General features: G+C 65.4%; 26 protein-coding genes. 10 read left to right on the top strand and 16 right to left on the bottom strand.

What is annotated here, in order from left to right; translation table 11 throughout:
* The first annotated feature begins 29 nt into the window (after positions 1-29).
* On the top strand, positions 30-905 hold the full coding sequence (locus tag G6N08_RS07215) for an RDD family protein (RefSeq protein WP_163755607.1): 876 nt from the start codon (positions 30-32) through the stop codon (positions 903-905).
* A gap of 75 nt (positions 906-980) precedes the next feature.
* Here G6N08_RS07215 and glpK read toward each other — a convergent pair whose 3' ends face one another.
* A complete protein-coding gene (glpK, locus tag G6N08_RS07210; protein ID WP_163755606.1) occupies positions 981-2,498 on the bottom strand; it encodes a glycerol kinase GlpK in 1,518 nt (505 codons plus the stop codon).
* Positions 2,499-2,661: 163 nt separating this feature from the next.
* On the opposite strand from glpK, the gene G6N08_RS07205 reads away from it, so the two are divergent.
* The gene (locus tag G6N08_RS07205; RefSeq protein WP_163755604.1) at positions 2,662-4,140 is read left to right on the top strand and encodes a glutamate-cysteine ligase family protein; all 1,479 of its coding nucleotides are present in this window, start codon (positions 2,662-2,664) and stop codon (positions 4,138-4,140) included.
* Positions 4,141-4,150: 10 nt separating this feature from the next.
* Complete coding sequence (locus tag G6N08_RS07200; protein WP_163755602.1) at positions 4,151-4,831, top strand: class I SAM-dependent methyltransferase; 681 nt, start codon at positions 4,151-4,153, stop codon at positions 4,829-4,831.
* Between the two features lie 41 nt (positions 4,832-4,872).
* On the opposite strand, the gene egtD is transcribed toward G6N08_RS07200, so the two are convergent.
* From egtD to G6N08_RS07145, 11 genes are all read right to left on the bottom strand, one after another.
* A complete protein-coding gene (egtD, locus tag G6N08_RS07195; RefSeq protein WP_163755599.1) occupies positions 4,873-5,838 on the bottom strand; it encodes an L-histidine N(alpha)-methyltransferase in 966 nt (321 codons plus the stop codon).
* Positions 5,838-6,536, bottom strand: a complete 699-nt coding sequence (gene egtC / locus G6N08_RS07190; protein ID WP_163755597.1) for an ergothioneine biosynthesis protein EgtC — start codon at positions 6,534-6,536, stop codon at positions 5,838-5,840. The genes egtD and egtC overlap by 1 nt, the downstream gene beginning before the upstream one ends.
* Positions 6,536-7,894 carry an ergothioneine biosynthesis protein EgtB gene (egtB, locus tag G6N08_RS07185; protein WP_163755595.1) on the bottom strand — a complete coding sequence of 453 codons (1,359 nt, stop codon included), beginning with the start codon at positions 7,892-7,894 and terminating at the stop codon, positions 6,536-6,538. Before egtB ends, egtC begins: the two co-directional genes overlap by 1 nt.
* Entirely contained in the window at positions 7,891-9,183 is a 1,293-nt protein-coding gene (egtA, locus tag G6N08_RS07180; RefSeq protein ID WP_163755593.1) for an ergothioneine biosynthesis glutamate--cysteine ligase EgtA, read from the bottom strand. The genes egtB and egtA overlap by 4 nt, the downstream gene beginning before the upstream one ends.
* A gap of 171 nt (positions 9,184-9,354) precedes the next feature.
* Positions 9,355-10,008 carry a sensor domain-containing protein gene (locus G6N08_RS07175; RefSeq protein WP_163755591.1) on the bottom strand — a complete coding sequence of 218 codons (654 nt, stop codon included), beginning with the start codon at positions 10,006-10,008 and terminating at the stop codon, positions 9,355-9,357.
* Positions 10,009-10,025: 17 nt separating this feature from the next.
* Positions 10,026-10,454: an organic hydroperoxide resistance protein gene (locus G6N08_RS07170; RefSeq protein WP_174813260.1), complete on the bottom strand. Its 429-nt coding sequence runs from the start codon at positions 10,452-10,454 to the stop codon at positions 10,026-10,028.
* A gap of 147 nt (positions 10,455-10,601) precedes the next feature.
* The gene (locus tag G6N08_RS07165) at positions 10,602-11,072 is read right to left on the bottom strand and encodes a hypothetical protein (RefSeq protein ID WP_170301269.1); all 471 of its coding nucleotides are present in this window, start codon (positions 11,070-11,072) and stop codon (positions 10,602-10,604) included.
* A gap of 185 nt (positions 11,073-11,257) precedes the next feature.
* Complete coding sequence (locus G6N08_RS07160; protein WP_163755587.1) at positions 11,258-11,434, bottom strand: hypothetical protein; 177 nt, start codon at positions 11,432-11,434, stop codon at positions 11,258-11,260.
* A gap of 634 nt (positions 11,435-12,068) precedes the next feature.
* Positions 12,069-13,226, bottom strand: a complete 1,158-nt coding sequence (locus tag G6N08_RS07155) for a DUF4185 domain-containing protein (protein WP_218033349.1) — start codon at positions 13,224-13,226, stop codon at positions 12,069-12,071.
* A gap of 7 nt (positions 13,227-13,233) precedes the next feature.
* A complete protein-coding gene (locus tag G6N08_RS07150) occupies positions 13,234-14,280 on the bottom strand; it encodes an aspartate-semialdehyde dehydrogenase (RefSeq protein ID WP_163755585.1) in 1,047 nt (348 codons plus the stop codon).
* Positions 14,281-15,546 carry an aspartate kinase gene (locus G6N08_RS07145; RefSeq protein ID WP_163755583.1) on the bottom strand — a complete coding sequence of 422 codons (1,266 nt, stop codon included), beginning with the start codon at positions 15,544-15,546 and terminating at the stop codon, positions 14,281-14,283.
* Between the two features lie 601 nt (positions 15,547-16,147).
* On the opposite strand from G6N08_RS07145, the gene leuA reads away from it, so the two are divergent.
* Positions 16,148-18,031: a 2-isopropylmalate synthase gene (gene leuA, locus G6N08_RS07140; protein WP_371869004.1), complete on the top strand. Its 1,884-nt coding sequence runs from the start codon at positions 16,148-16,150 to the stop codon at positions 18,029-18,031.
* A 61-nt stretch (positions 18,032-18,092) separates the two neighbouring features.
* Complete coding sequence (locus tag G6N08_RS07135) at positions 18,093-18,476, top strand: SHOCT domain-containing protein (protein WP_174813259.1); 384 nt, start codon at positions 18,093-18,095, stop codon at positions 18,474-18,476.
* On the opposite strand, the gene G6N08_RS07130 is transcribed toward G6N08_RS07135, so the two are convergent.
* Positions 18,477-19,460, bottom strand: a complete 984-nt coding sequence (locus G6N08_RS07130; protein ID WP_246216707.1) for a DEDDh family exonuclease — start codon at positions 19,458-19,460, stop codon at positions 18,477-18,479. It lies immediately after the preceding gene.
* Between the two features lie 103 nt (positions 19,461-19,563).
* Here G6N08_RS07130 and G6N08_RS07125 point away from each other — a divergent pair, with 103 nt between their 5' ends.
* Both G6N08_RS07125 and G6N08_RS07120 read left to right on the top strand, forming a co-directional pair.
* A complete protein-coding gene (locus G6N08_RS07125) occupies positions 19,564-20,793 on the top strand; it encodes a Mur ligase family protein (protein ID WP_163755580.1) in 1,230 nt (409 codons plus the stop codon).
* Positions 20,790-21,503, top strand: a complete 714-nt coding sequence (locus tag G6N08_RS07120) for a type 1 glutamine amidotransferase (RefSeq protein WP_163755578.1) — start codon at positions 20,790-20,792, stop codon at positions 21,501-21,503. The genes G6N08_RS07125 and G6N08_RS07120 overlap by 4 nt, the downstream gene beginning before the upstream one ends.
* Positions 21,504-21,522: 19 nt before the next feature.
* Here G6N08_RS07120 and recR read toward each other — a convergent pair whose 3' ends face one another.
* Both recR and G6N08_RS07110 read right to left on the bottom strand, forming a co-directional pair.
* Positions 21,523-22,134, bottom strand: a complete 612-nt coding sequence (gene recR / locus G6N08_RS07115; RefSeq protein ID WP_163755576.1) for a recombination mediator RecR — start codon at positions 22,132-22,134, stop codon at positions 21,523-21,525.
* A 1-nt stretch (position 22,135) separates the two neighbouring features.
* A complete protein-coding gene (locus tag G6N08_RS07110) occupies positions 22,136-22,471 on the bottom strand; it encodes a YbaB/EbfC family nucleoid-associated protein (RefSeq protein WP_163755574.1) in 336 nt (111 codons plus the stop codon).
* A 134-nt stretch (positions 22,472-22,605) separates the two neighbouring features.
* On the opposite strand from G6N08_RS07110, the gene G6N08_RS07105 reads away from it, so the two are divergent.
* Complete coding sequence (locus tag G6N08_RS07105; RefSeq protein ID WP_163756818.1) at positions 22,606-23,331, top strand: Rv3717 family N-acetylmuramoyl-L-alanine amidase; 726 nt, start codon at positions 22,606-22,608, stop codon at positions 23,329-23,331.
* 59 nt (positions 23,332-23,390) lie between these two features.
* Here G6N08_RS07105 and G6N08_RS07100 read toward each other — a convergent pair whose 3' ends face one another.
* Positions 23,391-23,828, bottom strand: coding sequence for an SRPBCC family protein (locus tag G6N08_RS07100; protein ID WP_163755572.1), 438 nt, complete (start codon positions 23,826-23,828; stop codon positions 23,391-23,393).
* Positions 23,829-23,922: 94 nt separating this feature from the next.
* On the opposite strand from G6N08_RS07100, the gene G6N08_RS07095 reads away from it, so the two are divergent.
* Both G6N08_RS07095 and G6N08_RS07090 read left to right on the top strand, forming a co-directional pair.
* Complete coding sequence (locus G6N08_RS07095; RefSeq protein WP_371868966.1) at positions 23,923-25,302, top strand: FAD-binding oxidoreductase; 1,380 nt, start codon at positions 23,923-23,925, stop codon at positions 25,300-25,302.
* The gene (locus G6N08_RS07090) at positions 25,299-26,606 is read left to right on the top strand and encodes a class I SAM-dependent methyltransferase (RefSeq protein WP_163755571.1); all 1,308 of its coding nucleotides are present in this window, start codon (positions 25,299-25,301) and stop codon (positions 26,604-26,606) included. Before G6N08_RS07095 ends, G6N08_RS07090 begins: the two co-directional genes overlap by 4 nt.
* Positions 26,607-26,618: the final 12 nt, after the last annotated feature.

Here is a 26,618-nt window from a genome sequence, read left to right as displayed (position 1 = left end):
CCCAGTCACACACGGTAGCGTTCGAAGGTATGTCCGCAGAGCTGGTCACTGGTGATGCCGTTGTGCTTGATATGCAGATTGCCCAGTTGCCGGTGCGGGCAGTCGGCGCGTTGATCGACATCACGGTGATGTTTGTCAGCTACATGCTCGGTCTCATGCTGTGGGCGGCCACGCTGACCCGGTTCGACGACGCGCTGACCACCGCGGGCGTGATCATTTTCACAGTGGCAGTGCTGGTCGGGTATCCACTTATTTTCGAAACGGCGACGCGGGGTCGCTCTGTCGGCAAGATCGTGATGGGTTTACGCGTGGTAGCTGACGACGGCGGTCCGGAACGTTTTCGGCAGGCGCTTTTTCGTGCGTTGGCCTCGGTGGTGGAAATCTGGATGTTCGCCGGGAGTCCGGCAATGATCTGCAGTATGGTGTCACCGAAAGCCAAACGTATCGGCGATATTTTTGCCGGCACGGTCGTCATCAGTGAACGCGGGCCGCGGTTAGGCCCACCACCGGAGATGCCGCCCGCGCTCGCCCAGTGGGCGTCGTCGCTGCAGCTGTCGGGCCTCAGCGGTCACCAGGCTGAAGTGGCACGGCAATTCCTCTCTCGAGCAAAACAACTCGACCCTCGGGTGCGTGAGCAAATGGCGTACCGAATCGCCGGTGACGTGCTCGCGCACATCGCGCCACCACCTCCGCCAGGTACTCCGCCACAGCTGGTGTTGGCCGCCGTGTTAGCTGAACGGCATCGGCGCGAGCTCGCGCGACTGCGTGCGACGCCCCGCTCACCCGAGCCGCTGCGATCACCGGGCCCGCCCTGGCCAACGCCGGGGACACCGTTGGGGCATGGCCCCCAGCCCGCCTCCTCGCAACGGCCGCCGGACGCCGACGGGCTCACACCACCTCAGTGACGGCTTGATCGCAACAGCCGGCAAGGTGATCTCGCCGGCGAGCGGCTGGTCCGGCCCCCAGTCCAGCCCACCAACTCAGCACACGTCGACCCAGTTCAGCGTGCGCTGCACCGCTTTACGCCAACCCGCATATGCCGCTGCGCGTTGGTCGGCAGACCAAACCGGCCGCCACCGCTTATCCTCCCGCCAGTTCGCCCGCAGCTCGGCCGGATCCGCCCAGAACCCGACCGCCAGGCCCGCGGCGTAGGCCGCGCCGAGCGCTGTGGTTTCGGCAACAACGGGCCGTACCACATCTACTCCCAGAACATCAGCCTGAATCTGCATGCATAAGTCGTTGGAGGTAACACCACCGTCTACCTTTAAAACCTCAAGGCGCACATCGGAATCAGCTTCCATCGCATCGACCACGTCACGACTTTGGTAGCAAATGGCCTCCAGCGTAGCGCGTGCCAGGTGAGCGTTGGTGTGGTACCGGGACAAGCCCACGATTGCGCCACGGGCATCGGATCGCCAGTAGGGAGCGAACAAACCGGAAAATGCCGGCACGAAGTACACCCCGCCACTGTCGGGAACTTGGCGGGCCAGCGCCTCACTTTCCTCGGCAGCGCCGATGATACCCAGCTGGTCACGCAGCCACTGCACTGCAGCACCGGTTACCGCGATCGAACCTTCAAGGGCATAAACTGGTTTCGCGTCTTCGAACTGGTAACAGACGGTCGTCAGCAGGCCATTGCGTGACCGTACGATCTTCTCACCTGTGTTAAGCAGCAGAAAATTGCCTGTGCCGTACGTGTTTTTCGCTTCTCCTTCGGCCAGGCAAACCTGACCGACCATCGCCGCATGCTGGTCGCCGAGGATTCCGGTGATCGGCACCTCACCGCCCACCGGTCCGGTCTTGGACGTCACGCCGTAGGGCTGCTGCGGCGATGACGGCGCGATCACCGGCAGCATTTCCCGCGGAATAGTGAAGAGCGACAGCAACTCATCGTCCCAGTCCAGCGTCTCCAGATCCATCAGCATGGTTCGGCTGGCGTTGGTGACGTCGGTGACGTGCACCCCGCCGCGCGGTCCGCCCGTCAAATTCCACACCAGCCAAGTGTCGACGGTGCCGAACAGGGCGTCACCGTGTTCGGCGGCTTCACGCACACCCTCGACATTGTCAAGAATCCACTGCAATTTCCCGCCGGAGAAATAGGTGGCCGGCGGCAGGCCGGCTTTGCGGCGTATCACATCGCCGCGCCCGTCACGATCCAGCACCGCGGCGATATGGTCGGTGCGGGTGTCCTGCCAGACGATCGCGTTGCAGTACGGCCGCCCGGTGTGCCGATCCCACACCAGCGTGGTCTCCCGCTGGTTTGTCACTCCCAGCGCAGCAATATCTTTTGGTGAAAGGTTGGTCATCTGCAGGACGGATGTGAGCGCTGATGCGGTATGCTCCCAGATCTCGGCTGGGTTGTGTTCGACCCAGCCCGCGCGCGGCAGGATCTGCTCATGCTCACGCTGATGGCGCGCGACTTCGGCGCCGTCGTGGCTGAAAATCATGCACCGAGTGCTGGTGGTGCCCTGGTCGATAGCGGCGACGAATTCGGCCACCTGTGCTCCTTTGGCCCGCGGTCAGTGTAACCATCCATGATGGCCTTCCGGTAGCTCTACGAGGTAGCCCGGCACAGGATGCGGGCGAGGGGGCCGCTGGCTCGCACACCCCAATCCATCGCCTTGGTTGCGCAGAAGCCGGGAAACCTGTTGCATCGGCGATGTGGGTGAAGAGGTCAAGCGCGCCGCCTACAACCGCGCTCACCGGCGTCAATACCGGCGCAAAGTACAGCTGTGCCTAGACGTCTTCGAAACGATGCTGGCGCAGTCCAGTTTCGAATTCGACCGACCGCTCACCGGCATGGAAATCGAGTGCAATCTGGTCGATTCGGAGTACCGACCAGCGATGGCGAATCAGCCCGTACTGGCCGCTATCGCCGACCCCGCTTATCAGACCGAACTGGGCGCGTACAACATCGAATTAAATGTTCCTCCCCGGCCCCTGGCCGGGCACACCGTTCTGGAACTGGAGGCCGACGTCCGGGCCAGCTTGAACGCAGCCGAAGCTAAAGCCAACACCAACGGCACCCACATCGTGATGATCGGTATTCTGCCCACGCTGATGCCCGGGCACCTCACCGAAGGCTGGATGAGCGAGTCGACGCGGTATGCGGCGCTCAACGACTCCATCTTCAGCGCCCGCGGCGAGGACATTCAGATCGACATCAGCGGCCCCGAGCCGCTGAGTCTGCATTCCGCGTCCATCGCTCCCGAATCCGCTTGCACGAGCGTGCAATTGCACCTGCAGGTGCCTCCCGGTGTTTTCGCCCACAACTGGAACGCCGCGCAGGTGCTGGCCGGGCCGCAACTGGCGTTGGGGGCGAACTCGCCCTACTTCTTCGGTCATCAGCTGTGGGCGGAAACCCGCATCGAACTGTTCACCCAGGCCACCGACACTCGCCCCAACGAGCTCAAAGCCCAGGGGGTGCGGCCCCGGGTGTGGTTCGGCGAGCGCTGGATCACGTCGATCTTCGACCTTTTCGAAGAAAATGTGCGCTACTTTCCGTCATTGCTGCCCGAGGTGTCCGACGAGGATCCCGTCGCCGAGCTGGCTGCCGGACGGACTCCGCAGCTTGCCGAGTTGCGGCTGCACAACGGAACCGTATACCGCTGGAACCGGCCGGTATACGACGTCGTCGACGGCCGGCCCCACCTCAGGGTCGAAAACCGGGTGTTGCCCGCCGGGCCGACGGTTGTCGACATGCTGGCCAATTCGGTGTTCTACTACGGCGTGCTGCGTGTCCTGTCAGAGGACGATCGTCCGCTCTGGACTAAGATGAGTTTCACTGCCGCTCATGCCAATTTCTTGAATGCCGCGCGACACGGCATCGCTGCCCGCATGCACTGGCCGGGTGTGGGCGAGGTCACAACCGATGAATTGGTCCTGCGCCACCTGCTGCCGATGGCCGATGAGGGCCTGCGGCGGTGGGATGTTGCCGTCGAGGCACGTGACCGGTTTCTCGGTGTCATCGAAGGCCGCGCCAAAACGGGCCGCAACGGCGCCGTCTGGCAGGTGTCCACCGTGCGGTCACTACAGGAGGCTGGGATGACCCGGCCCGCGGCTCTCGCTGAGATGCTGCGCCGATACTGCGAGAACATGCACACCAATGAGCCGGTGCATGTCTGGGATCTTGCCGAGTAGCGTGGATTTCATGGCCAATGAAGTGATGGACTGGGACAGCGTCTACCGGCAGGAGGGCGTCTTCGAGGGCCCGCCGCCGTGGAATATCGGTGAACCACAGCCGGAGCTGGCTGCACTGATGCGCGCAGGCAAGTTCCGCAGCGAGGTGCTCGACGCCGGCTGCGGATATGCCGAGCTATCCCTGGCGCTGGCCGCCGAAGGGTACACGGTCGTCGGCGTCGACCTCACGCCCACCGCCATCACCGCCGCACGAAAAGCGGCAGCGGAACGGGGGCTGGGCAACGCCAGCTTCGTGCAGGCCGACATCACCACATTGACCGGCTATGACGGCCGCTTCAACACCGTGGTCGACTCCACGCTGTTTCACTCGCTACCGGTCGAGGCGCGCGACGACTACCTGCGCTCGGTGCACCGGGCCGCGGCCCCCGGGGCCAGCTATTTCGCGCTAGTGTTCGCCAAAAGTGCATTTCCACCAGAGGCCGAGCAGGGGCCCAACACGGTCGACGAAGACGAGTTGCGGGCAGCGGTGTCAAAATACTGGGAGATCGACGAGATCCGCCCGGCCTTCATCCACGCCAACACCCCAGCGGCCCGCGCCGATGCGCCGTTCCAGATGCCGGAGTTCGCCAGGGACGAGAAAGGCCGGGCGAAGATGCCTGCGTACCTGCTCACTGCCCACAAGACCGGCTAACGCAAGCTGCTCGGGCCGCACCAGGTGGGGCGAGCCGCGGCCTACTTGACAGCCAGTGACAACCCGAAGTCGCCGGCGTCGTCTGTCCACCAATGCGTTCGGCGCAGTTCCGCGGCGGCCAACTCGGCTGCCACCGCGGCGGGCCGGAACTTGCACGACACCTCGGTGAGCATCTCTTCGCCCGCAGCGAACTCGACGGTGAGGTTCAGCGCGCGCACCCGCACTCGCTGGGGCCGCTCGGCACGCAACCACATCTCGATCCGCTCTTCACCGGCATTCCAGCGTGCGACATGCCGATAGGCGCCGAGGTCGAAATCGGCGTCGAGTTCCCGGTTGATGACGGCGAGCACATTGCGGTTGAACCGGGCTGTCACCCCGGCGGCGTCGTCGTATGCACGCACCAGCCGCTCGCTGTCTTTCACCAGATCGGTGCCCAGCAGCAGGCTGTCCCCGGGGCGCAGCACCGCGGCCAGCGCCGCCAGGAACTGCGCGCGCGGCCCGCCGGTCAGGTTGCCGATCGTCGAACCCAAGAACACGAAAAGCCGCCGCCCGCCGCCGGGAATCTCGCCCAGGTGTTCCTCGAAATCTCCGCACACGGCTTCGATTTCGATGTACGGATATTCACGCTGGATGGCGGTCGCTGCCGCGTGCAACATGGCGGCGTCGACGTCGAAGGGCACGAATCGGCGCAGTGACCCGCGGTGGTGCAGTGCGTCCAGCAGCATGCGGGTTTTCTCCGAGGTGCCGCTACCCAGCTCGACCAGGGTGTCGGCCCGGCTGGCGTGGGCCACTTCCGCTGAGCAGGACCGCAGGATAGCGGCTTCGGCACGCGTGGGGTAGTACTCGGGCAGCCGAGTGATCTGGTCGAACAGATCGCTGCCCACCGAGTCGTAAAACCACTTGGGCGGCAAAGATTTCGGTGTTCGCTGTAGGCCGTCGAACACATCCCGACACAAGGCCTGATATGCCGAACCGGCGGCCAGGTGGTTCGACAGCGACAGGGTCATCACGATCCTTTCGCAGAGTGCAGTGCGGTCAGCGTGACCCCGTCCGCGGTGACCTGCACGAGGTGGCGGTCGGGCACGTCTTCCCAGCGGGGATCGTCGTCGTACGGCTCACTGGCCACCACCACCCCGTCATCACGGCGCAGGATCGACAGTGTGTCCCCCCAGGTGGTCGCCAAAAGCCGGGAACCGTCGGCAGCAAGGATGTTCAGCCGGGCGTTGCGGTCCGCGGCTCCGACTGCGGCGACGGTTTCCCCCAGAGCGTCCAGCCCGCGTTCGAAGAGCACAGCCGCGAGGATGGTGCTGTCGCACACCGGTTCGGCCGACACACAGCGGGGCAGCACCGTGCGGTCGACGGTCCCGTTGTGCGCCAACAGCCACTGACCGTCGGTGAACGGCGCGGTAGCGCCGAGTTCGATCGGCATTCCCGCGCTCGCCGAGCGCACCGATGCGACCATGCACCGGGTGCGCAGCGCCGGCGCGACCGACTCGAACGACGAATCCGCCCATAGCGGCGCCGTGCTGCGCCAGCGTCTCGGCGTGACACCATCGAAAAAGCCGACACCCCACCCGTCGGCGTTGATCATCCCGTGCTTTTGCCGACGCGGTGCGTATGACTGCACTCGCAGCGAGTGCGGCGGATCCAGCATCAGCGAGGAGACCGTGACCTCCCGCCCGAGCCATCCCAGCTGGCGGCACATCAGGCCGGTTCCCGGACTTCGCCGTCCGGGACCGACCAGGCCAGCCGGACACCGCAGAATATCTGCCGACGGTAGGGGTGATCCCAGTTACGGAAGCTGGGCCGCAGGATGCCCGGCTCCACCGCCCACGATCCCCCCCGCAAGACCCGGTAATCGCCACCGAAGAATGGTTGCGAATAGCGCTGGTAGATCATCGGGACGAATCCCGGCCAGGGCCGCAGCGGTGAACTGGTCCACTCCCACACATCGCCGATCATCTGCTCGGCCCCATACGCGGACGCACCCGCCGGGTAGGCGCCGACGGGCGCGGGACGTAGCGCAGCGCCGCCGAGGTTGGCACGCGTGGCCGACGGCTCGTCGTGCCCCCACGGGTAACGGCGCCTGCTGCCAGTCGCGGGATCCCACGCACAGGCCTTCTCCCATTCGATTTCGGTGGGCAGGCGGGCACCTGCCCACGCGGCGTAGGCTTCGGCCTCGAAGTAGCTGACATGCTGCACCGGTTCGTCAGCGGGAATGGTCTCCACATACCCGAACCGTGTGCGGGTGCCGTCGCCATTCCAAAATTGGGGCGCCGTCAAGCCGGCGCGCTGGCGATGTTCCCAACCGCGCGGCGACCACCACCGCGGGTTGGTGTAGCCGCCGTCGTCGACGAACTGCTGCCATTCGCCGTTGGTGACCGGAACCCGGCCGATCCGGAACGCCGGCACGTCGACGAGGTGGGCGGGGCGTTCGTTGTCCAGCGCGAACGGCTCGTCTGCGCCGTCCACACCCAGCACGAACGGCCCGCCCGGCACCAGCACCGATGTCCCGGCCAGCCCTGGCCGGCCCGCGGGCACGGTAGCTGTTGCACGCAGCAGCGGCGCACCGCGGCGCAGATTCAATGCCTGCAGCATGGTTTCGTTGTGCTGGTGTTCGTGGCTGACCACCATGGCGAACACGAAGCCCGGATCGGACCACGCTGCCGTCCCCTCCGACCTGTCAGCACAGCCCATCGGATCCCCCAGCTGGTGCTCGGGCAGGGCATCGAGGGTATCCAGCGCAGCCGAACGCACCGCGCGGCAATACGCCCGCGCCTCATCCGGGGACAGCAACGGTAAAGCGCCGCGGCCGGCGCGCGGATGCTGGAAGGCGTCGTAGAGGCTGTCGATTTCGGGCGGCAACATCCCCGGCCGCGTGCCGTCGCCTCCGCGCAGCAACCACAGTTCCTCCTGCTGGCCGATATGCGCCAAGTCCCACACCAGTGGGCTCATCAACGGGTCGTACTGGCGGCGAAGCTCGGCATCATCGAGATCCACCAACCGAAGCGTGCGTTCTCGTGCCCGCCCCAGATCGCGGGCCAGCTGTTCTCGCCGACTCACAATCCCCCTTGCGCCAACCGTGCGAGCGCCGGTGCGATACCGTGCCCGACCACCTGCTCACAGAATTCGTCGGCCGGACAGCGGCCCTGTTCGACATTACGAACCAACCGCTGCATCGGCTCGGTCAGTTGTTCCGGTGCTCGCTCGACAGCGGCGGCCACACACCGATTGGCCGCCGTATACAGCCGCGGATCGCGCAGCCCGACCCGGGCCGCGATGTCCCAGGCAGCGGCGACCGGTTCGACGGCTTCGGCCGCGGTGTCGGCGGCAACCGGATCGTCCAGCAGCGCGACCAGCGTGAACACCACCGCCGGCCAAATCGGGTCGGGCACCGCATCGAGGTAACGGATTTCCAGCCACCCGCGGGGCCGCACAGGTGGGAACAGCGTGGTCAGATGGTATTCCAGATCAGCGGCGGTCGGACGGCGATCGCCCAGTAACGCCCGGCCGTCGGCCCACTCGGCGAAGGGTACGTACTGCGTCACTGGCACGGCCTCGGGGTTGTGGACCAGCATCACCGGCGCGTTCAGCGCGTAGCGCGCCCAGTCGGTGCCCGGATCATCGCCGCTGGCACCCAAGATCGGCCCGCAACGCGCGGAGTCCAGCTGCCCCCACACCCGCTGCCGAGTGGAGCGCCAGCCGGAGAATCGTCCGCCCAGCAGCGGAGAGTTCGCGGCGATCGCGATCATCGTCGGGCCTAGAGCATGCGCTAACCGCACCCGCGCCGCCCAGTCGGCCTGCGGCCCGGCGTCGAGGTTGACCTGGATCGATGCCGTCGAGGTCATCATCGCCGCACCCGCTGTCGCGGTGTTGGTGGCGGCGAAGAACTGTTCCATGGCGCGGTAACGCGCGCTGGGATTGACTCGCTCCGCGGGCCGCAGCGGATCGGCGCCCAGCAGCACCAGCCCCAGACCGGCCTCGCAAAAGGCGGACCGCAGTAGCGCTTGATCACGCGTCATCGCCTCGATCGCCGACACCACCCCGTCGGCGGGTGGGCCGGACAGTTCCACGGCCCCGCCGGGTTCCACGCTCACCGTGCTGCCGCCCGGCAAATCCGGCAGCGAGTCCAGAACCTCGCTGATTTCCCCCCATGCCGGGCGGCGGTGCGGATCGGCCCGGTCATAGCAGTGCGCTTCCACTTCGAGCCCGACCCGACCTAGCGGCGCGTCGGTGAGACAGCTGTTGGCGATAAGTTGCGCGGCGGCGGACGAACCGAGCAGTTCGGTGTCGGAGCGGCTGCTGCCAGCGGGGCACGGCGCCGGGGCTGGCGCAACCGGAGGACGTGTCATATCGCAAAACCCCTCCCGGCCCCGACCGATGTGTCGCGACCCGCTGCTTGCCCGGCTACTACTATTCGACGAGCCACGACCCTTCGGGCAATATTCTCCCCAAGGCGTCGGCAAACTCCCGCGATTGTGGTGAGCGACATGTCGGGGAGGAATACCCAAATCCGCGCCGCTTTACTGTCCGAGCATGTTCTGCATGGCTCCGGCCAGCGCATTGACGGCCGGACCGCCGTTACCGGACTGGCACACCTTGGCTTGCAGCAACACATTCTCTCGCAGCCGGGTTTGGGTGAAGCAGCGCCGGTCGGTGCCCACTTCCTGTTTCGTCCAGGCCGCATCGGTGGCCGTCGGCGGCCCGCCGTCGAAAGTCCACACCTGCGTGGTGCCGTTGTCGAGGTGCATCGCGGTAGTTTGGCCAGAGCAGCCGACGGTGCGGTCCACGACACGGTGAAAGGCCCGGTCGGCGGCGCCGTTGGTGGCGAAGACACCAACGGCTTGTTTGACCAAGTGGGCCTGGTCGGTCGCGGACGTCTGCGTGACGGCGCTGTTGAACGAGGCCAGATCGGGGTCGTTGTACACCTCGGGCAGCCCGATGTCAGCCCAGTTGTTGCACACCGGATCGTCAACCCAGTACGACTGGTAGGGCTCGGTCGACATGGATTCCCACCGCATCGGCCCACCGACGATATTGCCGACCGAACCCTTGCCGAGCACGGCGTAGTTGACCACGCCCGGATCCGATGGGCCGGCCGCGCCGACCGGGGCCGCGAATCCTGTGCCGATGCCGACAATCACACCGGCACCCGCCGCCGCGGCGATCAGCCGCATTGACCCCAACTGCCCGGCTAAACCTTGGCCGAAACGTCGATATCGACGTTTCCCTTGGTGGCCCTCGAATACGGGCAAACCTGGTGAGCCTGGTGCATCAGATCATCGGCCACACTCTGCTCCACGCCGGGTAGGTAGCCGATGATGGTGCCAGTGAGCCCGAATCCGCCAGCAGAATCCTTGCCGAACCCGATCTTGACGGTGACCTCGGTGGCGTCGTTCAGTTTGACATTGCTCCTGCCCGCGACCAGGCGCAGCGCGCCGAGAAAGCAGGCGGCATAGCCGGCGGCGAATAACTGCTCGGGGTTGGTGCCCTCTCCAGTACCACCCATCTCCTTCGGCGGGCGGGTGTCGAGGTCGATACGACCGTCTGCTGACTTCACGTGACCGTCGCGGCCACCGCCGGTGGCGGTGCACTCCGTGGTGTAGACGACTTCAATGCTCATGGGCTCGATCATGCCAACAAGAAAAGGCCAGCAGAAGCCCGGGTTGCCCCGTCCGGCGTGCCCGGACCCGCGATTGCGGACCCGCCAAGAAAACCACGCGCCGTTACCCGAGCCCGCAAATACCACGCCCGCATCGCTGCGGACAGGTCAGGGACGCGACGAAGGCGTGGTAGGCGGCGTGGCCGTCGGAGACATGCCCCCCGGTCCCATGCCCGGGCCCATACCCGGGCCCATGCCCGGGCCCATGCCCGGACCACCGGGTCCACCCGGCATCATCGGCATCATCGGTGGACCACCGGGCCCGCCCTGCCCCATCCCTGGCCCACCGGGGAAAACGAATAACCACTGGCCCGCCCCAGGCGGCGGCCCGCCACCTGAGCCAGCCGGACCGAATACCCCATGGTGGTTCGGGTGGTAGCGATATTGGTCGTGCCCGGCAACGAGCGCCCCGGTAAAGAAGATCACCGCCACGATGAAAACGATGCCGGCGACAATCACCACCCACGCCGCGAACTGATAGAGCCTGCTCGGCTTCGCCGGATACGGCGGCACCGCAAACGGTGGCGCAGCCGGGACGGGGGGAGTCGGCTGCGCCGACGGTTCAGGTGTTTCGGTCATGCCTTGAATCATGCCCATGCATGACGGACACCAAAAGCTCCCCAGGCATGAAATCGCTGTGAATCGAGGTCACTGCGAAGCCGATCGCGATGGTGGCTGGTGATGTTGTCGACCACCGGGCGGTGTCTCGGCCCGCGAGATCCGGAAGCTGTGCCGGGGATTGAGCCCGGCGGCGGTGCGGCCGGCTATCCGATCATCCAGACGAGAAACAGCACGAGCACGCCGATGAGCAGGATGCCTGAGACGATCACGATCCACGCCGCGACCTGATAAAGCCTGTCCGGTTTGGCCGGCGGACCCCCCAGCGGTGGTGGCACCGTGGCGGGAGTCGACGGCATCGACGGTTCGGGTACTTGGCTCATATTTCGCATCATGGCAAGGCCCCTCACGGCCGTGCCAGTGTTCCCGCTAGGAAACTACTGTGAGCGATCATCCGCGGGTTCAGCCTTGCGCGACCGGCGACACTCGTGGCGCGGCCCGGCGCTATTTTGCACGCGCCGGGCCGGCTCTTCAGACACTGCCCCGTGGGGCTCGTCAAGCGCGAAACCTGTTCACGGGGTCGACGGAGCGGGGGGAGGCGCAACAGGCGCCGGCAACTGGCCGGGTCCCGGAGTCACCCGATGCTGGCCGCCGGGAGCGGCAGACCCGGGCCCACGGTGTGGGTGGCCCGGCTCAACGAGGGCGTGGTGGTGCCGGTGATGGTGGTGATAGCGGTGCGGTCCGGTGTGTCTGCCGAGTGCAAATCCGCTGAAGAAGACGACCGCGACGATGAACACGATTCCGGCAATGATCGCGACCCAGGCCGCGGCCTGATAGAGCCTGTTCGGCTTTTGCGCTGCCGCATCCGCAGACGCTGGCGTGGCGGCAGTCCGCCTGGTGGTGGGTTCTGGTGTTTCAGTCATGCCTCGAATAATGCCCCAGCAAACACTAGTGACAGCTATGTACTGGTTATGTACTGGCTATGAGCAACACCCGCTGAGGTTGACCGCCGGGCTGCTAGTCGGGCTTATACGGGTTGACCGCGAACTGGATGACGCGGTATGGGGCGCGGGCTCGTGGATCAACGTTATTCCACTGGCTGACGAACACCCGCAATTCGTCCAGCGTCGAACCTGGTGAGATGTAGCCACCGTAGGGTTGGGCGAGCCGGTTGTCATACGGTGGGGGCAGGCTCTCTGCGGGCTCAGGCCACTCGTCGTGTTGGACGACCGTGGTGACCGGCGCGCTCCCCAGCGATGTCGGATCGTTGGCCACCCGAACCTCCATGTTGCCGGTGGTGGCGTTGAAATATGACAGCACCGCTTTGCCTTCAACCTGCTTGAAACTCATCTCCCCCACGTGATCACCCCACAAGGGCGTCGGAGGTTTGTTCCAACCGCCGTCCGGCCCGGAGGCCCAGCCCTGCCACCGGGACCGGTCGGTGAACGCCTCAGGCGTGGCCCGGTAGAGCACCACGGGCTGGCTGCGGTCGAAGCTATCGGCCACGATGTAGACCCACCCCCTGGGGGAGTCAGCGGTGGGCAGCGGGTCATAGTAGCCGCTGATTTGCGATTGTCGACCGTTCTGGTAGGACGCTTCCCGTACCGACCCCGCTACGGTTTCCCAATCACCGTGCGCTACTTCGGCTTTCACCAGACGGGAATTCAGTGGCACCAGCTCTCTTGTGGTGGTGACCAGTAGATAGTTTTGCCGGTTAATCTGCACTACCCCAGCGGGTAGCTGTGACTCTCCCGGCGGCGTGGGCTCAGCCAGCAGCCGCTCCCAGACACCGGTGACCCCGGTGTAGCGCACCCCTGCCGGGTCATCGACCGAGGACATGTCCACATGCAACGCGATCGGGGAGAACCAGGGACCGAACCCGACACCCTGGCCGGCGAAGCTATCACCGCAGACCTGTAGCACTTCGGTGGGGAACTCCATGAACTCGCACAGGTCGGTGGCGCCGATGCCGTACTCGCGGGTGGGTGTGCCGGTGCCCGCGGCCGGTCCGATCCGGATCACCTCGCCCGGGGCCAGCGGCTGCACGATTGGCTCCGGCCGGGGAGCGGGCGGATCAGCTTTCGCCACCCAAAGAGTCTGCGGCACAAGCAAACACGCCACCGACGCAGCTGTCAGCGAACACCGGGTGACCCGGCGGGGGTAGGCCGAGCTCACCCGCGGATCACAGCTCGTCGGCCAGCAGCTCGGCGATCTGGATGGTATTGAGCGCCGCCCCTTTGCGCAGGTTGTCGCCCGCGACGAAAAGCGCCAGGCCGCGCCCGTCGGGCACCCCCGGGTCAGGCCGGATCCGCCCGACCAGCGATTCGTCGACCCCGGCGGCGGCGAGCGGTGTCGGCACGTCAACCAGTGTCACGCCCGGCGCGTTGTCGAGCAGCTCACGGGCCCGCTGGGGTGAAAGCGGCCGGGCGAACTCGGCGTTGATCGACAAGCAGTGGCCGGTGAACACCGGCACTCGCACGCAGGTGCCGCTGACCTGCAGGTCCGGGATCCCGAGAATCTTGCGGCTTTCGTAGCGCAGCTTCTGGTCCTCGTCAGTCTCTCCTGAGCCGTCGTCAACCAACCCCCCCGCCAGCGGGACCACGTTGAAGGCGATCGGCGCGAGATAGGTTTTCGGCGTCGGAAACTCCACTGCGCTGCCGTCATGCACCAGCTTCTCGGCGTTGTCGATGACCGCGCGTGCCTGGGTGGCCAGTTCAGCCACCCCGGCTACGCCACTGCCGGACACCGCCTGGTAGCTCGACGCCACCAGGCGCACCAGCTGCGCTTCGTCGTGCAGCACTTTGAGCACCGGCATCGCGACCATCGTCGTGCAGTTGGGATTGGCGATGATGCCCTTAGGCCGATGCCGGGCGTCACGTGCAAAGTTCACCTCGGCCACCACCAGCGGCACGTCGGGATCTTTGCGCCATGCCGAAGAGTTGTCGATCACCGTCACCCCGGCCGCGGCGAACCGCGGTGCGTGCACCCGCGACATTGCCGCACCCGCTGAGAACAGCGCGATGTCCAGTCCGGTCGGGTCGGCGGTCTCGGCGTCTTCGACCTCGATATCCTGCCCGCGGAACGCGAGTTTGCGGCCCTGGGAGCGGGCAGATGCGAAAAAACGCACACTGGTGGCCGGGAAATTCCGTTCCTCCAGCAACGTGCGCATCACCTGCCCTACCTGGCCGGTGGCGCCCACGATCCCTATCGCCAGGCCGGTGGGCGCCATTTAGCGGCCCGTCCCCGCATACACGGTCGCCCGCTCCTCACCCCCGAGACCGAACGCCTCGTGCAGTGCGAGCACAGCCTTATCCACCTCCGTGTCTCTGATCAGCACCGAGATCCGGATCTCCGACGTGGAGATCAGCTCGATATTGACCCCCACCCCGGCCAGCGCTTCACAGAATGTCGCGGTGACCCCGGGATGGCTGCGCATACCGGCCCCGATCAGCGACACCTTGCCGATGTGATCGTCGTACAGCACCTGGGTGAAACCGATTTCGTCTTTGAGCGAATCCAGTTTGGCCACCGCGGTAGGTCCGCTGTCGCGGGAACAGGTGAACGTGATGTCGGTCTTACCGTTTTCCACCTTGGACACGTTCTGCAACACCATGTCGATGTTGACGTCGGCGTCGGCGACCGCCCGGAACACCTTGGCCGCGTAGCCGGGGATGTCGGGGATGCCGACGATAGTCACCTTCGCCTCGCTGCGATCGTGCGCAACTCCGGTCAGGATGGGATCTTCCATGGGCTTGTCCTTGATCGATCCGGTGACGACAGTGCCCGGCTTGTCCGAGTACGACGAACGGACGTGTACCGGAATGTTGTAGCGGCGAGCGTATTCCACGCAGCGCAGCATGAGTACCTTCGCGCCGCAGGCCGCCATCTCGAGCATCTCCTCGAATGTGACGGTCTCCAGTCTGCGGGCGTTGGACACAATCCGCGGGTCTGCGCTGAAAATGCCGTCCACGTCGGTGTAAATCTCGCAGACGTCGGCGCCCAGCGCCGCGGCCAACGCGACCGCGGTAGTGTCCGAGCCGCCGCGGCCGAGCGTGGTCACGTCGCGGCTGTCCTGGCTGACGCCCTGAAAGCCGGCGACCAACACAATCTGACCCTGGTTGAGTGCGTCTTGTAAACGGCTCGGCGTGACGTCGATGATTTTCGCGTTGCCGTGGGTGCTGGTGGTGATAACACCGGCTTGCGACCCGGTGAACGAGCGGGCATGGGCGCCTAGCGATTCGATGGCCATGGCCACCAGCGCGTTGGAGATGCGTTCACCGGCGGTCAGCAGCATGTCCAGCTCACGCGGAGGCGGCGCGGGGCATACCTGCTGGGCCAGTTCGAGCAGACCGTCGGTGGTGTCGCCCATCGCGGAGACCACGACGACAACGTCGTTTCCCTGCTTTTTGGTCTCGACGATGCGCTCGGCCACCCGACGGATCCGCTCGGCGTCGGCCACCGATGATCCGCCGTACTTCTGCACGACGAGCGCCACTGTTCCCCTCGTTACCCTCTCGGATTCGCCAGCATCGCTGGGGTTTAGGTCCACAACAGAATACGTGGGCCCACCTCGTCACGACGCGGGCCGTTGCCCGGACACCGACGCGCCGGTAACGATCCGAGCCGGGCAAGTCGATCGCCGACTGTGAACCTTGCGACGCGACACGCCGGATCGCCGTCGTGTCGTTCACTCTGGGCGCATCTAGGTCAGGTGGGCTGGCCGGCAGGCGTGCGCCCGCGTCGCGGATCCCTGCCCTGGCCCGGCCGGGCTCGGCATCGTGGTCGCAAATCCGGCCATCGGCTTGCTCCTCCTGACCGGCGTTCGTCGATGGATCAGCGGCGACACGTCCGGCAAAACCGGCCACGGTACACCCCGGCCGGGCCAGCCTGCGGCTTTGGCAGCGGCATCGGGCGCGGTAGAGTGCATAACGTGCAGCGGGTGCTCCTCCTCGGACGCCGCGACGGGGTCTGATCCAGACCGGCTTCCCGTCGCGGGCGTGTGTGATGCGCCGGTCTGAGGTCCCCTTATCTACGGAGCAATCACCGTGACTAGCTTTCCCCCACCCCCGGTCAACACCCCCGATGCGTTCACGTCGATTCGTAGCATCACCCAACCCGGAGGCCCACCTAATCCCGGTCAGCCGGCGTGGAACCCGCAGCGCGGCTCGAGCATGCCGATTCACCGGTATCGTTCGTTTGCTGAGGAAGTCGAACCCATCAGCCTGCCCGACCGCACCTGGCCCGACAAGGTCATCGACCGCGCGCCGCTGTGGTGCGCGGTGGATCTGCGCGACGGTAACCAGGCACTGATCGACCCGATGAGCCCGGCCCGTAAGCGGCGCATGTTCGACCTGCTGGTATGCATGGGCTATAAGGAGATCGAAGTCGGCTTCCCGTCGGCGAGCCAAACCGATTTCGATTTCGTCCGGGAGATCATCGAGCACGATGCGATTCCCGAGGATGTCACTATTCAGGTGCTGACCCAGTGCCGCCCAGAGCTGATCGAGCGCACTTTCCAAGCATGCGAAGGCGCGCCGAAAGTGATCGTGCACTTCTACAACTCGACGTCGATCCTGCAGCGGCGCATTGTGTTTCGCGCCGACCGGGCCGCTGTCCAGGAGATCGCGGTGCAGGGTGCCCGTAAATGCCTCGACGAGGCTGCCAAGTACCCCGGCACACAGTGGCGGTTCGAATACTCCCCGGAGTCGTACACCGGCACTGAGCTGGAGTACGCCAAACAGGTCTGCGATGCGGTTGGCGACGTCATCGAACCGACGCCGGACAACCCGATCATCTTCAACTTGCCTGCCACTGTGGAGATGACCACGCCCAATGTTTACGCCGACTCGATCGAGTGGATGAGCCGCAACCTGGCCCGCCGCGACGCTGTCATCTTGAGCCTGCACCCGCACAACGACCGCGGAACCGCAGTCGCTGCCGCCGAATTGGGTTATCAAGCGGGTGCTGACCGAATTGAGGGCTGCCTTTTCGGCAATGGTGAGCGCACGGGCAATGTGTGTCTGGTGACGCTGGGGCTGAACCTGTTCTCCCGCGGCATCGACCCGCAGATCGATTTTTCCAACATCGACGAGATCCGGCGCACCGTGGAGTACTGCAACCAGCTGCCGGTGCACGAGCGTCACCCGTACGGCGGCGACTTGGTGTATACCGCCTTCTCCGGAAGCCACCAGGACGCCATCAACAAGGGGCTGGACGCGATGAAGGTCGCGGCCGACGAGGCCGACTCGGATGTCGACGACATGCTGTGGCAGGTTCCGTATCTGCCCATCGACCCGCGCGACGTTGGCCGCACCTACGAGGCGGTGATCCGGGTCAATTCCCAGTCCGGCAAGGGCGGGGTGGCCTACATCATGAAGACCGATCACGGTCTGGCGCTGCCGCGCCGGCTGCAGATCGAGTTCAGCCAGGTGATCCAGAAGATCGCCGATGGGGAGGGTGGAGAGGTCTCGCCGAAGGAGATGTGGGAGGCGTTTGCCGAGGAGTACCTCGCGCCGGTGTGGCCACTGGAGCGGATGAAACAGCGTGTGATCGCCTCGGAGGTCGACGGAGGCACGGACCGTATCGAAGCCGTCGTCAAGGTCGATGGAGTGGAGACCGAGATCAGCGGCACCGGCAACGGCCCGCTGGCCGCATTCGTCGACGCGCTGAGCCATGTTGGCTTCCTCGTCCACGTCTTGGACTACTCCGAGCACGCGATGTCCGCGGGCGAGGAAGCACAAGCCGCCGCCTACGTCGAAGCGTCGGTGGTGAGGATGGCAAGCGCGGCGCAGCCGGGCGACGCAGGTCCTCACCCCGAACCCCCCGTGAGGATGGCAAGCGCGGCGCAGCCGGGCGACGCAGGTCCTCACCCCGGGTTTCAGGGCGGGCGCACAGTTTGGGGTGTGGGCATCGCGCCGTCGATCACCACCGCCTCATTGCGGGCCGTAGTGTCGGCGGTGAACCGCGCCTGCCGCGGCTGAACTGCGGCGGAACTGTCGCTACTAGACTGACCGCCACAGTCGAAGGTGAGGAGCAGCCAACGTGTGGCATACGTTCTGGGATTTCCTGTGGTCGGCGATCGTGATTTTCGCGTTCATCGCCTATCTTTTGATCCTGTTCAACATTGTTGTCGACATGTTCTGGCGTGATCACCAGACGTCGGGCTGGGTCAAGGCCATTTGGGTCGTGTTCCTCATCGTCTTTCCATACCTCACTGCATTGGTCTACCTGATCGCGCGCGGGGAGGGCATGGCGATTCGGGCACGCGAATCTGCCGCTGCGGCTAAGCGGGAAACCGACGCCTATATCCGCGATGTCGCAGGCCGCTCGCCGACCCAGGAGATCGCCCACGCCAAGGAGCTGCTCGACGCCGGCACCATCACTCAAGCCGAGTTCGAATCGTTGAAGGCCAAAGCGCTCGGCTAATCAGAACAAGGCGTACTGCTGGTCGACGCCGATCACTTCGGCGAATTCCGTCACGCCGGTGCCGGCGGCGACTTCGCCGACACATTCCATGAACTGGGCATCGCAGAGCACCGGTATACCCAGCTCACGAGCCAATAGGCCTTTGCCGTGTGCGGGATGTGGTTCATTGCAGATCACCAGCGAGGTTTCCGAGTCGACGACAGCGGTATAGGCCAGCCCGGCGTGCACAATCCGCTCGAGGAGCTCCTCGTGGGTCCGCTTCACCTCCGCAGCAAGCGCCACGCGCATACCCTGGACCAGCGGTTGGCCCCGCACATATCGGCCAGGGTTGAGATACGGACACGGTATCCGCGATGCCAACACCGTCAACGGTCGCAGTTCGTCGTGGGTGACCCGGCCATTGGGCCAGTAACGGCGCGTCACCGGACGCACAGGCAGCCACACGCCACGGTCGCGAGCGCGCTCGACCGCCGCAAGCAGCACCCGGCTCAGCACCTGCGCGTCGTCGAACGCGTCGTGCGGCTGCTGCTGGTTTACCCCCCAGTGCGCGGCGAGCGTTTCCAACCGCAGATTGTCAACGCCAAGGTCTAGCCGGCGGGCCAGCTCGACCGTGCACATGGCGGTGTCGACCGGGAGTTCAGCGTTGGCCATCTCGGCTTCGGCGACCAAGAACGCATAGTCGAACGCGGCATTGTGCGCGACCAGGGTGCGGCCACGTAAAACCTCGACCACATCAGCGACGATGTCGGCGAACCGCGGCTGGTTTTCCAGCATGGCTGCGGTCAGGCCGTGCACATGAGTAGGGCCAGGATCTACTCCCGGGTTGAGGAGGCTGATAACAGAGTTCTCCACGTGCCCGTCGGCGTCCAAGCCCAGCACAGCCAGGCTGATGATCCGTGCCTGACCAGGCTTAAAGCCGGATGTCTCGACATCGACGACAGCCCAGCCCTCGCTGGGATCCGTAGCCGGCCGACCCCAGGTCATTCCCCGGATTGCCGCAGGAGTGTCCACATAGCTTGAGCATGGCACGTCACGGCGCGATATCAACGGCTCGCTGCGTGCCGTGTCGTGAACTTAAACTGCGCGGGTGATCACCACCCGCGCACATCTGGCCCTGGCCGCCGGAGCCAGCGCACGGTGGGCCTCACGGGTCACCGGGCGCGGCGCCGGGGCGATGATCGGCGGGCTGGTGGCCCTGGCACTAGACCGCTCGGTGCTGCGTCAGCTCGGTGCGGGTCGGCGCACTGTCCTCGTCACCGGCACCAACGGCAAGTCGACCACAACCCGGATGACCGCCGCCGCGCTGCGCGGATTGGGCGCGGTGGCCACCAACGCCGAGGGCGCCAACATGGACGCCGGTCTGGTGGCCGCGCTCGCCGCAGACCGTGATGCCAAGCTGGCCGTCTTGGAAGTCGACGAAATGCATGTTCCGCACGTCGCCGACGCTGTCGAACCCGCTGTCATCACCCTGCTCAATTTGTCGCGCGACCAGTTGGACCGCGTCGGTGAGATCAACGTCATCGAACGCACACTGCGCGCCGGACTGGCCAGACATCCCAAGGCCGTCATCGTCGCCAACTGCGACGACGTGTTGATGACCTCGGCCGCCTACGACAGCGCCGAGGTGGTGTGGGTGGCCGCGGGCGGTGCGTGGTCACGCGACTCAGTCAGCTGCCCGCGCAGCGGCGAGGTAATCGTCCGCGAAAACGGCCACTGGCATTCCACGGGAACGGATTTCAAACGGCCCAGCCCACATTGGTGGTTCGACGAGGACATGCTCTACGGTCCCAATGGGCTGGCGCTGCCGATGCGGCTGGCGCTGCCCGGCTCGGTGAACCGCGGTAATGCCGCCCAGGCGGTCGCGGCCGCTGTCGCTTTGGGTGCCGACCCTGCCGCAGCGGTGGCAGCCGTATCGCAGGTCGACGAGGTCGCTGGACGTTACCGGCGCATCCGCGTCGGCGCACATACCGTGCGGCTGCTGCTGGCCAAGAATCCCGCCGGCTGGCAGCAGGCTCTCGCGATGGTGGACAAGCAGGCCGGAGGGGTGGTCATCGCGGTCAACGGGCGGGTGCCCGACGGCGAAGACCTCTCATGGCTCTGGGACGTACACTTCGAGCATTTCGCACACACCTCGGTGGTAGCCGCTGGCGAGCGGGGCACCGACCTGGCGGTCCGGTTGACGTATGCAGGGGTGCCGCACACGCTGGTACACGACCCTCTCGCGGCCATCGCGTCATGCCCACCGGGGCAGGTGGAGGTCGTCGCCAATTACACCGCGTTTTTGCAGCTGCAACGAAAATTGGTGCGGCTGAAATGAAAAAGACGGCTGACTCGACATTGCGTATCGGGCTGGTACTGCCCGACGTGATGGGCACCTACGGCGACAGCGGCAACGCCGTGGTGCTGCGGCAGCGGCTGCGGCTGCGCGGCATCCCCGCGGAGATCGTCGAGATCACGCTGGCCGACCCGGTACCGGAGTCGTTGGACCTGTACACGCTGGGTGGCGCGGAGGACTACGCGCAGCGGCTGGCCACCCGGCATCTCCGCCGGTATCCGGGGCTGCAGCGTGCCGCCGCCCGGGGCGCACCGGTGCTGGCGATCTGCGCGGCGATCCAGGTGCTCGGGCAATGGTACGAAACATCGTCGGGTGAACGGGTCGAGGGCGTGGGCCTGCTTGATGTGACCACTTCACCGCAACGCGTGCGCACGATCGGTGAACTGGTCAGCAGGCCACTGTCGGCGGGCCTGACCACGCTGCTCACCGGATTTGAGAATCACCGCGGCGGCACGGTGCTGGGGGCCGCGGCCTCGCCGCTCGGCGCGGTGCACAAAGGTGCCGGCAACCGTGCCGGTGACGGCTTCGACGGTGCGGTGCAGGGCACCGTGATCGCCACCTACATGCACGGTCCGTGCCTGGCCCGCAACCCGGAGCTCGCCGACCTGCTGCTGAGCCGCGTTGTTGGCGAGCTGGCACCGCTGGAGCTGCCTGAGGTGGAGTTGCTGCGCCGCGAACGGCTTCGGGCCTGAGCGGCTGGTAAATAGCGGCCTACACCATCACCCGGCGGCCGGTGAGCGCGCGACCGAGGGTCAGCTCGTCGGCGAATTCCAGGTCGCCGCCCATCGGCAGCCCGGACGCGATCCGAGTCACAGTCAGGCCCGGAATATCGCGCAGCACCCGCATCAGATAGGTGGCCGTCGCTTCACCCTCGGTATTGGGGTCGGTGGCGATAATCACCTCGGTGACCTCGACCCCGTCGACCGGCTCGCCGATCCGGTGCAGCAGCTCACGGATCCGCAGCTGCTCGGGCCCAACTCCGGACAGCGGATCCAGCGCGCCGCCCAGCACGTGGTAGCGGCCACGGAATTCACGAGTACGCTCGACAGCCTGGACGTCTTTGGGCTCCTCGACCACGCACACCAAAGAGCCGTCCCGGCGAGGATCAGCGCAGATCCGGCACCGCTCGTTGTCGGAGACATTGCCGCACACCGCGCAGAAGCGCACGCCGTCGCGAACCTTCGCCAGCACCTCCCTCAGCCTGTCGATCTGGGGCGGTTGCACCGACAACAAATAGAAAGCGATGCGCTGCGCGCTCTTCGGCCCGATACCCGGCAGTTTCCCGAGTTCGTCGATCAGATCCTGAACCGGTCCTTCGAACAAATCAGGACTCCGGCATACCCAGCGCGCTGCCCATCCCGCTGGCCAACGGCGCCAGCCGCGCCTGCGCCATGGCGGTGACCTGTTTGGACGCATCAGCGAGGGCGCCGACAATCAGATCCTGCAGGGTCTCGACGTCGTCCGGGTCGACGACCTTGGGATCGATCTTCACCGCCGCTACCTCACCACTGCCCTTCACTGTGACCTCGACGAGGCCCCCGCCAGCCTGACCGCGCACCTCGGTATTAGCCAGTTGTTGCTGGGCCTCGATCAGCTTTTGCTGCATCTGCTGCGCCTGGGCCAGGAACGCTGACATATCCGGCTGAGCTCCGGGTTGCATGACAATCCCCTTGCGTTGTGGTCTCGACTTGGTTTCGCCTCGCGGTTTTGCGGCGGTTCGAGACATCCAGCGTAGACGGCCGGGGCTACGGTGGCACGGTGCGCGTACCAGTTTGCCTGCGTGTCGGATTCGCGATGGCCAGCGGCATACTTGTCGCCGCCTCGACACCAACCCTGCCCGCAGCGACCGCCGTCCCCGCCAGTATCGCCGGCAGCATCGTGTTCCTCGACCCCGGCCATAACGGGGCTAACGACGCATCCATCGCGCGTCAAGTACCCACCGGACGCGGCGGCACCAAAGACTGCCAGGCCAGCGGGACCTCAACCACCAACGGTTACCAGGAGCACACCTTCACCTGGGACACCACGCTGCGGATCCGGGCCGCGTTGAATGCGCTGGGCACCCGAACCGCCATGTCACGCGGCGACGACAGCTCGGTTGGCCCCTGCGTTGACGAGCGCGCCGCTATGGCTAACGCGTTGCACCCCAACGCTATCGTGTCCATCCATGCCGACGGCGGCCCACCGACGGGGCGCGGTTTCCACGTCAACTATTCGGCGCCCCCGCTCAACCAGGTTCAGGCCGGTCCCTCGGTGCAGTTCGCGCGCATCATGCGCGACCAGCTGCAGGCCTCCGGCATTCCGCCGGCTAATTACATTGGTCAAAACGGCCTCTACGGGCGTTCGGACTTGGCCGGACTCAACCTGGCGCAGTATCCAGCGATCCTGGTCGAGTTGGGCAACATGAAGAATCCCGCCGATTCGGCGCTGATGGAGACCCCCGCCGGGCGCCAGAAATACGCCGATGCCGTCGTTCGCGGTATTGCGGGGTTCCTGGCCGCTCAGGCCCAAGCCGGCTAGCGCCGGGCTTCGTGCACAGACCCCACCAGCCCAGCGACGGGCAGCGGCCACATGTGCCGCTAACGTTCAAGTTCCTTCTTCAGGTTGGCTAACACCTCGGCCTGGATCTTTTTCAGTCCCAGGGGGGCAAAGACCTTCTCGAAAAAACCTTTGACCCCGCCGGCGCCGGTCCATGTCGTCTTCACCGTGACGCTGGAACCCGCGCCGGCCGGAGCCACGGTCCAGTTCGTCACCATCGACGAGTTCGCATCCTTTTCGATGACGGTGTGCCCGGCGACGTCGACGCTCGCCTGCACGTCGCGCACACGGGATTTGGTTGCCCGCAGCTTCCATTGGGCAACCGTGCCCTGCCCTGTGCCCCCGCGCAGCACCTGATAGTCGCTGTAGTGCGATGACAGGATTTTCGGGCGGAAATTTTGGTAGTCGGTGAGTGCGTCGAGCACAGCCGCTGGCTGAACGTTGATCATCGTGGTGCTGGCGGCACTGATCTGTCCCATCAGACGAGGCTCCTCTATGTGTGGTCGCAGCGACTTGTGATCGCAGCGATGCCGTGTTCGGCTGCACCGGCTGCTGTCGAGGACTAGGGTATATGTGGTGGCTGTTCCTGTAGCCGGACCAGCGGCCCACGCGGCGGGTGTCGAGCGGTTGTTGGCGAGCTATCGTGCCATTCCTGCGACGGCGTCCGTCCGGCTTGCCAAGCCCACGTCAAACCTGTTCCGCGCACGTGTTAAACGCAACGCTCCCGGCCTCGACACCTCGGGACTGACACATGTCGTAGCAATCGACCCCGAGGCTCACACTGCTGACGTGGCCGGTATGTGCACATACGAAACCCTGGTGGCCGCCACGCTGCCCTATGGGCTCTCGCCGCTGGTGGTCCCGCAGCTGAAGACCATCACCCTGGGCGGCGCGGTGACCGGATTGGGTATTGAGTCCGCCTCGTTCCGCAACGGCCTGCCCCACGAGTCCGTACTGGAGATGGACGTCCTCACCGGCACCGGTGAATTGCTCACCGTCTCCCGCGAACAACACAGCGACCTGTACCGCGCTTTTCCGAATTCCTATGGCACACTGGGTTATTCAACGAGACTGCGTATCGAGTTGGAGCCTGTCACCCCGTTCGTGGCACTGCGGCACGCCCGCTTCCACTCGCTGGCCGAGATGGCAGCGGCGATGGACCGAATCATCGACACGAAGGGCTTCGACGGCGTCCCGGTGGACTACCTCGACGGCGTGGTGTTCAGCGCCGACGAAAGCTATCTGTGCGTGGGCGTGCGCACCAGCACACCCGGGCCGGTCAGCGACTATACCGGCCAGGACATCTACTACCGGTCGATCCAGCACAGCACGGGTCTGAAAGAAGACCGGTTGACAATCCACGACTATTTCTGGCGATGGGACACCGACTGGTTTTGGTGTTCACGTTCGTTCGGGGCGCAAAACCCGCGGGTGCGGCGTGTGTGGCCACGGCGCTACCGGCGCAGCAGCGTCTACTGGAAGCTGGTGGCCTTAGATCAGCGTTTCGGAATCAGCGACCGAATCGACAAACGCAAAGGTCGGCCCCCCCGCGAACGAGTGGTGCAAGACATCGAGGTCCCGATCGAACACTGCGTCGAGTTCTTGGAGTGGTTTTTAGACACCGTCCCCATCACGCCGATCTGGCTGTGCCCACTGCGGCTGCGTGACCGGGAGGGTTGGCCGCTGTACCCGATCCGTCCAGACCATACTTACGTCAACATCGGGTTCTGGTCCTCGGTGCCGGCGGGTGCCACCGAAGGCGCGACCAACCGGCGGATTGAGAAGAAGGTCGCGGAGCTCGAGGGGCACAAATCGCTGTATTCGGACTCCTACTACAGCCGTGAGGAGTTCGACGAACTCTACGGTGGCGAGACCTACAAGACGGTGAAGAAGACCTACGACCCCGACTCGCGTCTCCTGGATCTCTATGCAAAGGCGGTGCAACGACGATGACGACGACCAGGGAGCACACATACACCGCGGGCAAACTGGGCCTCGCCGAAATCTTGGCGACCCTGACCGGCAGCGGCCAGGCGCCACTGCGGTTTACCGCGTACGACGGCAGCTCCGCCGGACCCGAGGACGCCGTGCTGGGTCTGGACCTGTTGACTCCGCGCGGCACCACCTACCTGGCGACCGCCCCCGGTGAGCTCGGGCTAGCCCGCGCCTATATCTCGGGTGACCTTGAAGCACGCGGCGTGCACCCCGGCGATCCCTACGAGCTGCTGAAAATGATGGCCGAAAGACTTGATTTCAAACGGCCGTCGCCGCGGCTGCTGGCCAGCATTGTCCGCTCCATCGGTGTGCAGCACCTGGTTCCGGTCGCGCCGCCGCCGCAAGAGGCGCTGCCGCGCTGGCGCCGGATCACCGAGGGTTTTCGGCACAGCAAGACACGCGATGCCGAAGCCATCCATCACCACTACGACGTCTCCAACACCTTCTACGAATGGGTGCTGGGCCCGTCGATGACCTACACGTGCGCGGTCTACCCACATCCCGACGCCACACTTGAGGAAGCCCAAGAAAACAAGTACCGGCTGATCTTCGACAAATTGCGGCTCCAACCGGGTGACCGGCTTCTCGACGTCGGCTGTGGATGGGGTGGCATGGTGCGCTACGCGGCCCGCCGCGGGATTCGCGCTATCGGCGCCACGCTCTCAGCCGAACAAGCGAAATGGGCGCAAAAGGCGATCGCCGAGGAGGGCCTTGCCGACCTTGCCGAGGTGCGTCACTGCGACTATCGCGACGTCCCGGAAAGCGGATTCGATGCCGTTTCCTCGATCGGGCTGACCGAGCACATCGGGGTGAAGAACTACCCTTCGTATTTCGGTTTCCTCAAGTCCAAGCTGCGCACCGGCGGGCTGTTGCTCAACCACTGCATCACCCGGCACAACAACAGGTCGACTTTCCGGGGTGGGGACTTCACCGATCGCTATGTCTTCCCCGACGGGGAGCTGACCGGCTCGGGCCGCGTCATCACCGAGATCCAAGAGGTCGGTTTCGAGGTGTTGCACACTGAGAACTTCCGCCACCACTATGCGATGACGCTGCGTGACTGGTGTCGCAACCTCGTCGAACACTGGGATGAGGCGGTCGCCGAGGTGGGTCTGCCCACCGCCAAAATATGGGGCTTGTACATGGCGGCTTCTCGAGTGGGCTTCGAGCAAAATAAGATTCAACTGCATCACGTGCTGGCCAGCAAGGTCGACCAACGCGGTAATGACAGTCTGCCGCTGCGGCCGTGGTGGCAGCCCTAAGCTACCAAGCAA

Source organism: Mycobacterium botniense (assembly GCF_010723305.1).
GTDB classification, from domain to species: Bacteria; Actinomycetota; Actinomycetes; order Mycobacteriales; family Mycobacteriaceae; genus Mycobacterium; species Mycobacterium botniense.
This window is presented reverse-complemented; position numbering and strand designations above follow the sequence as displayed.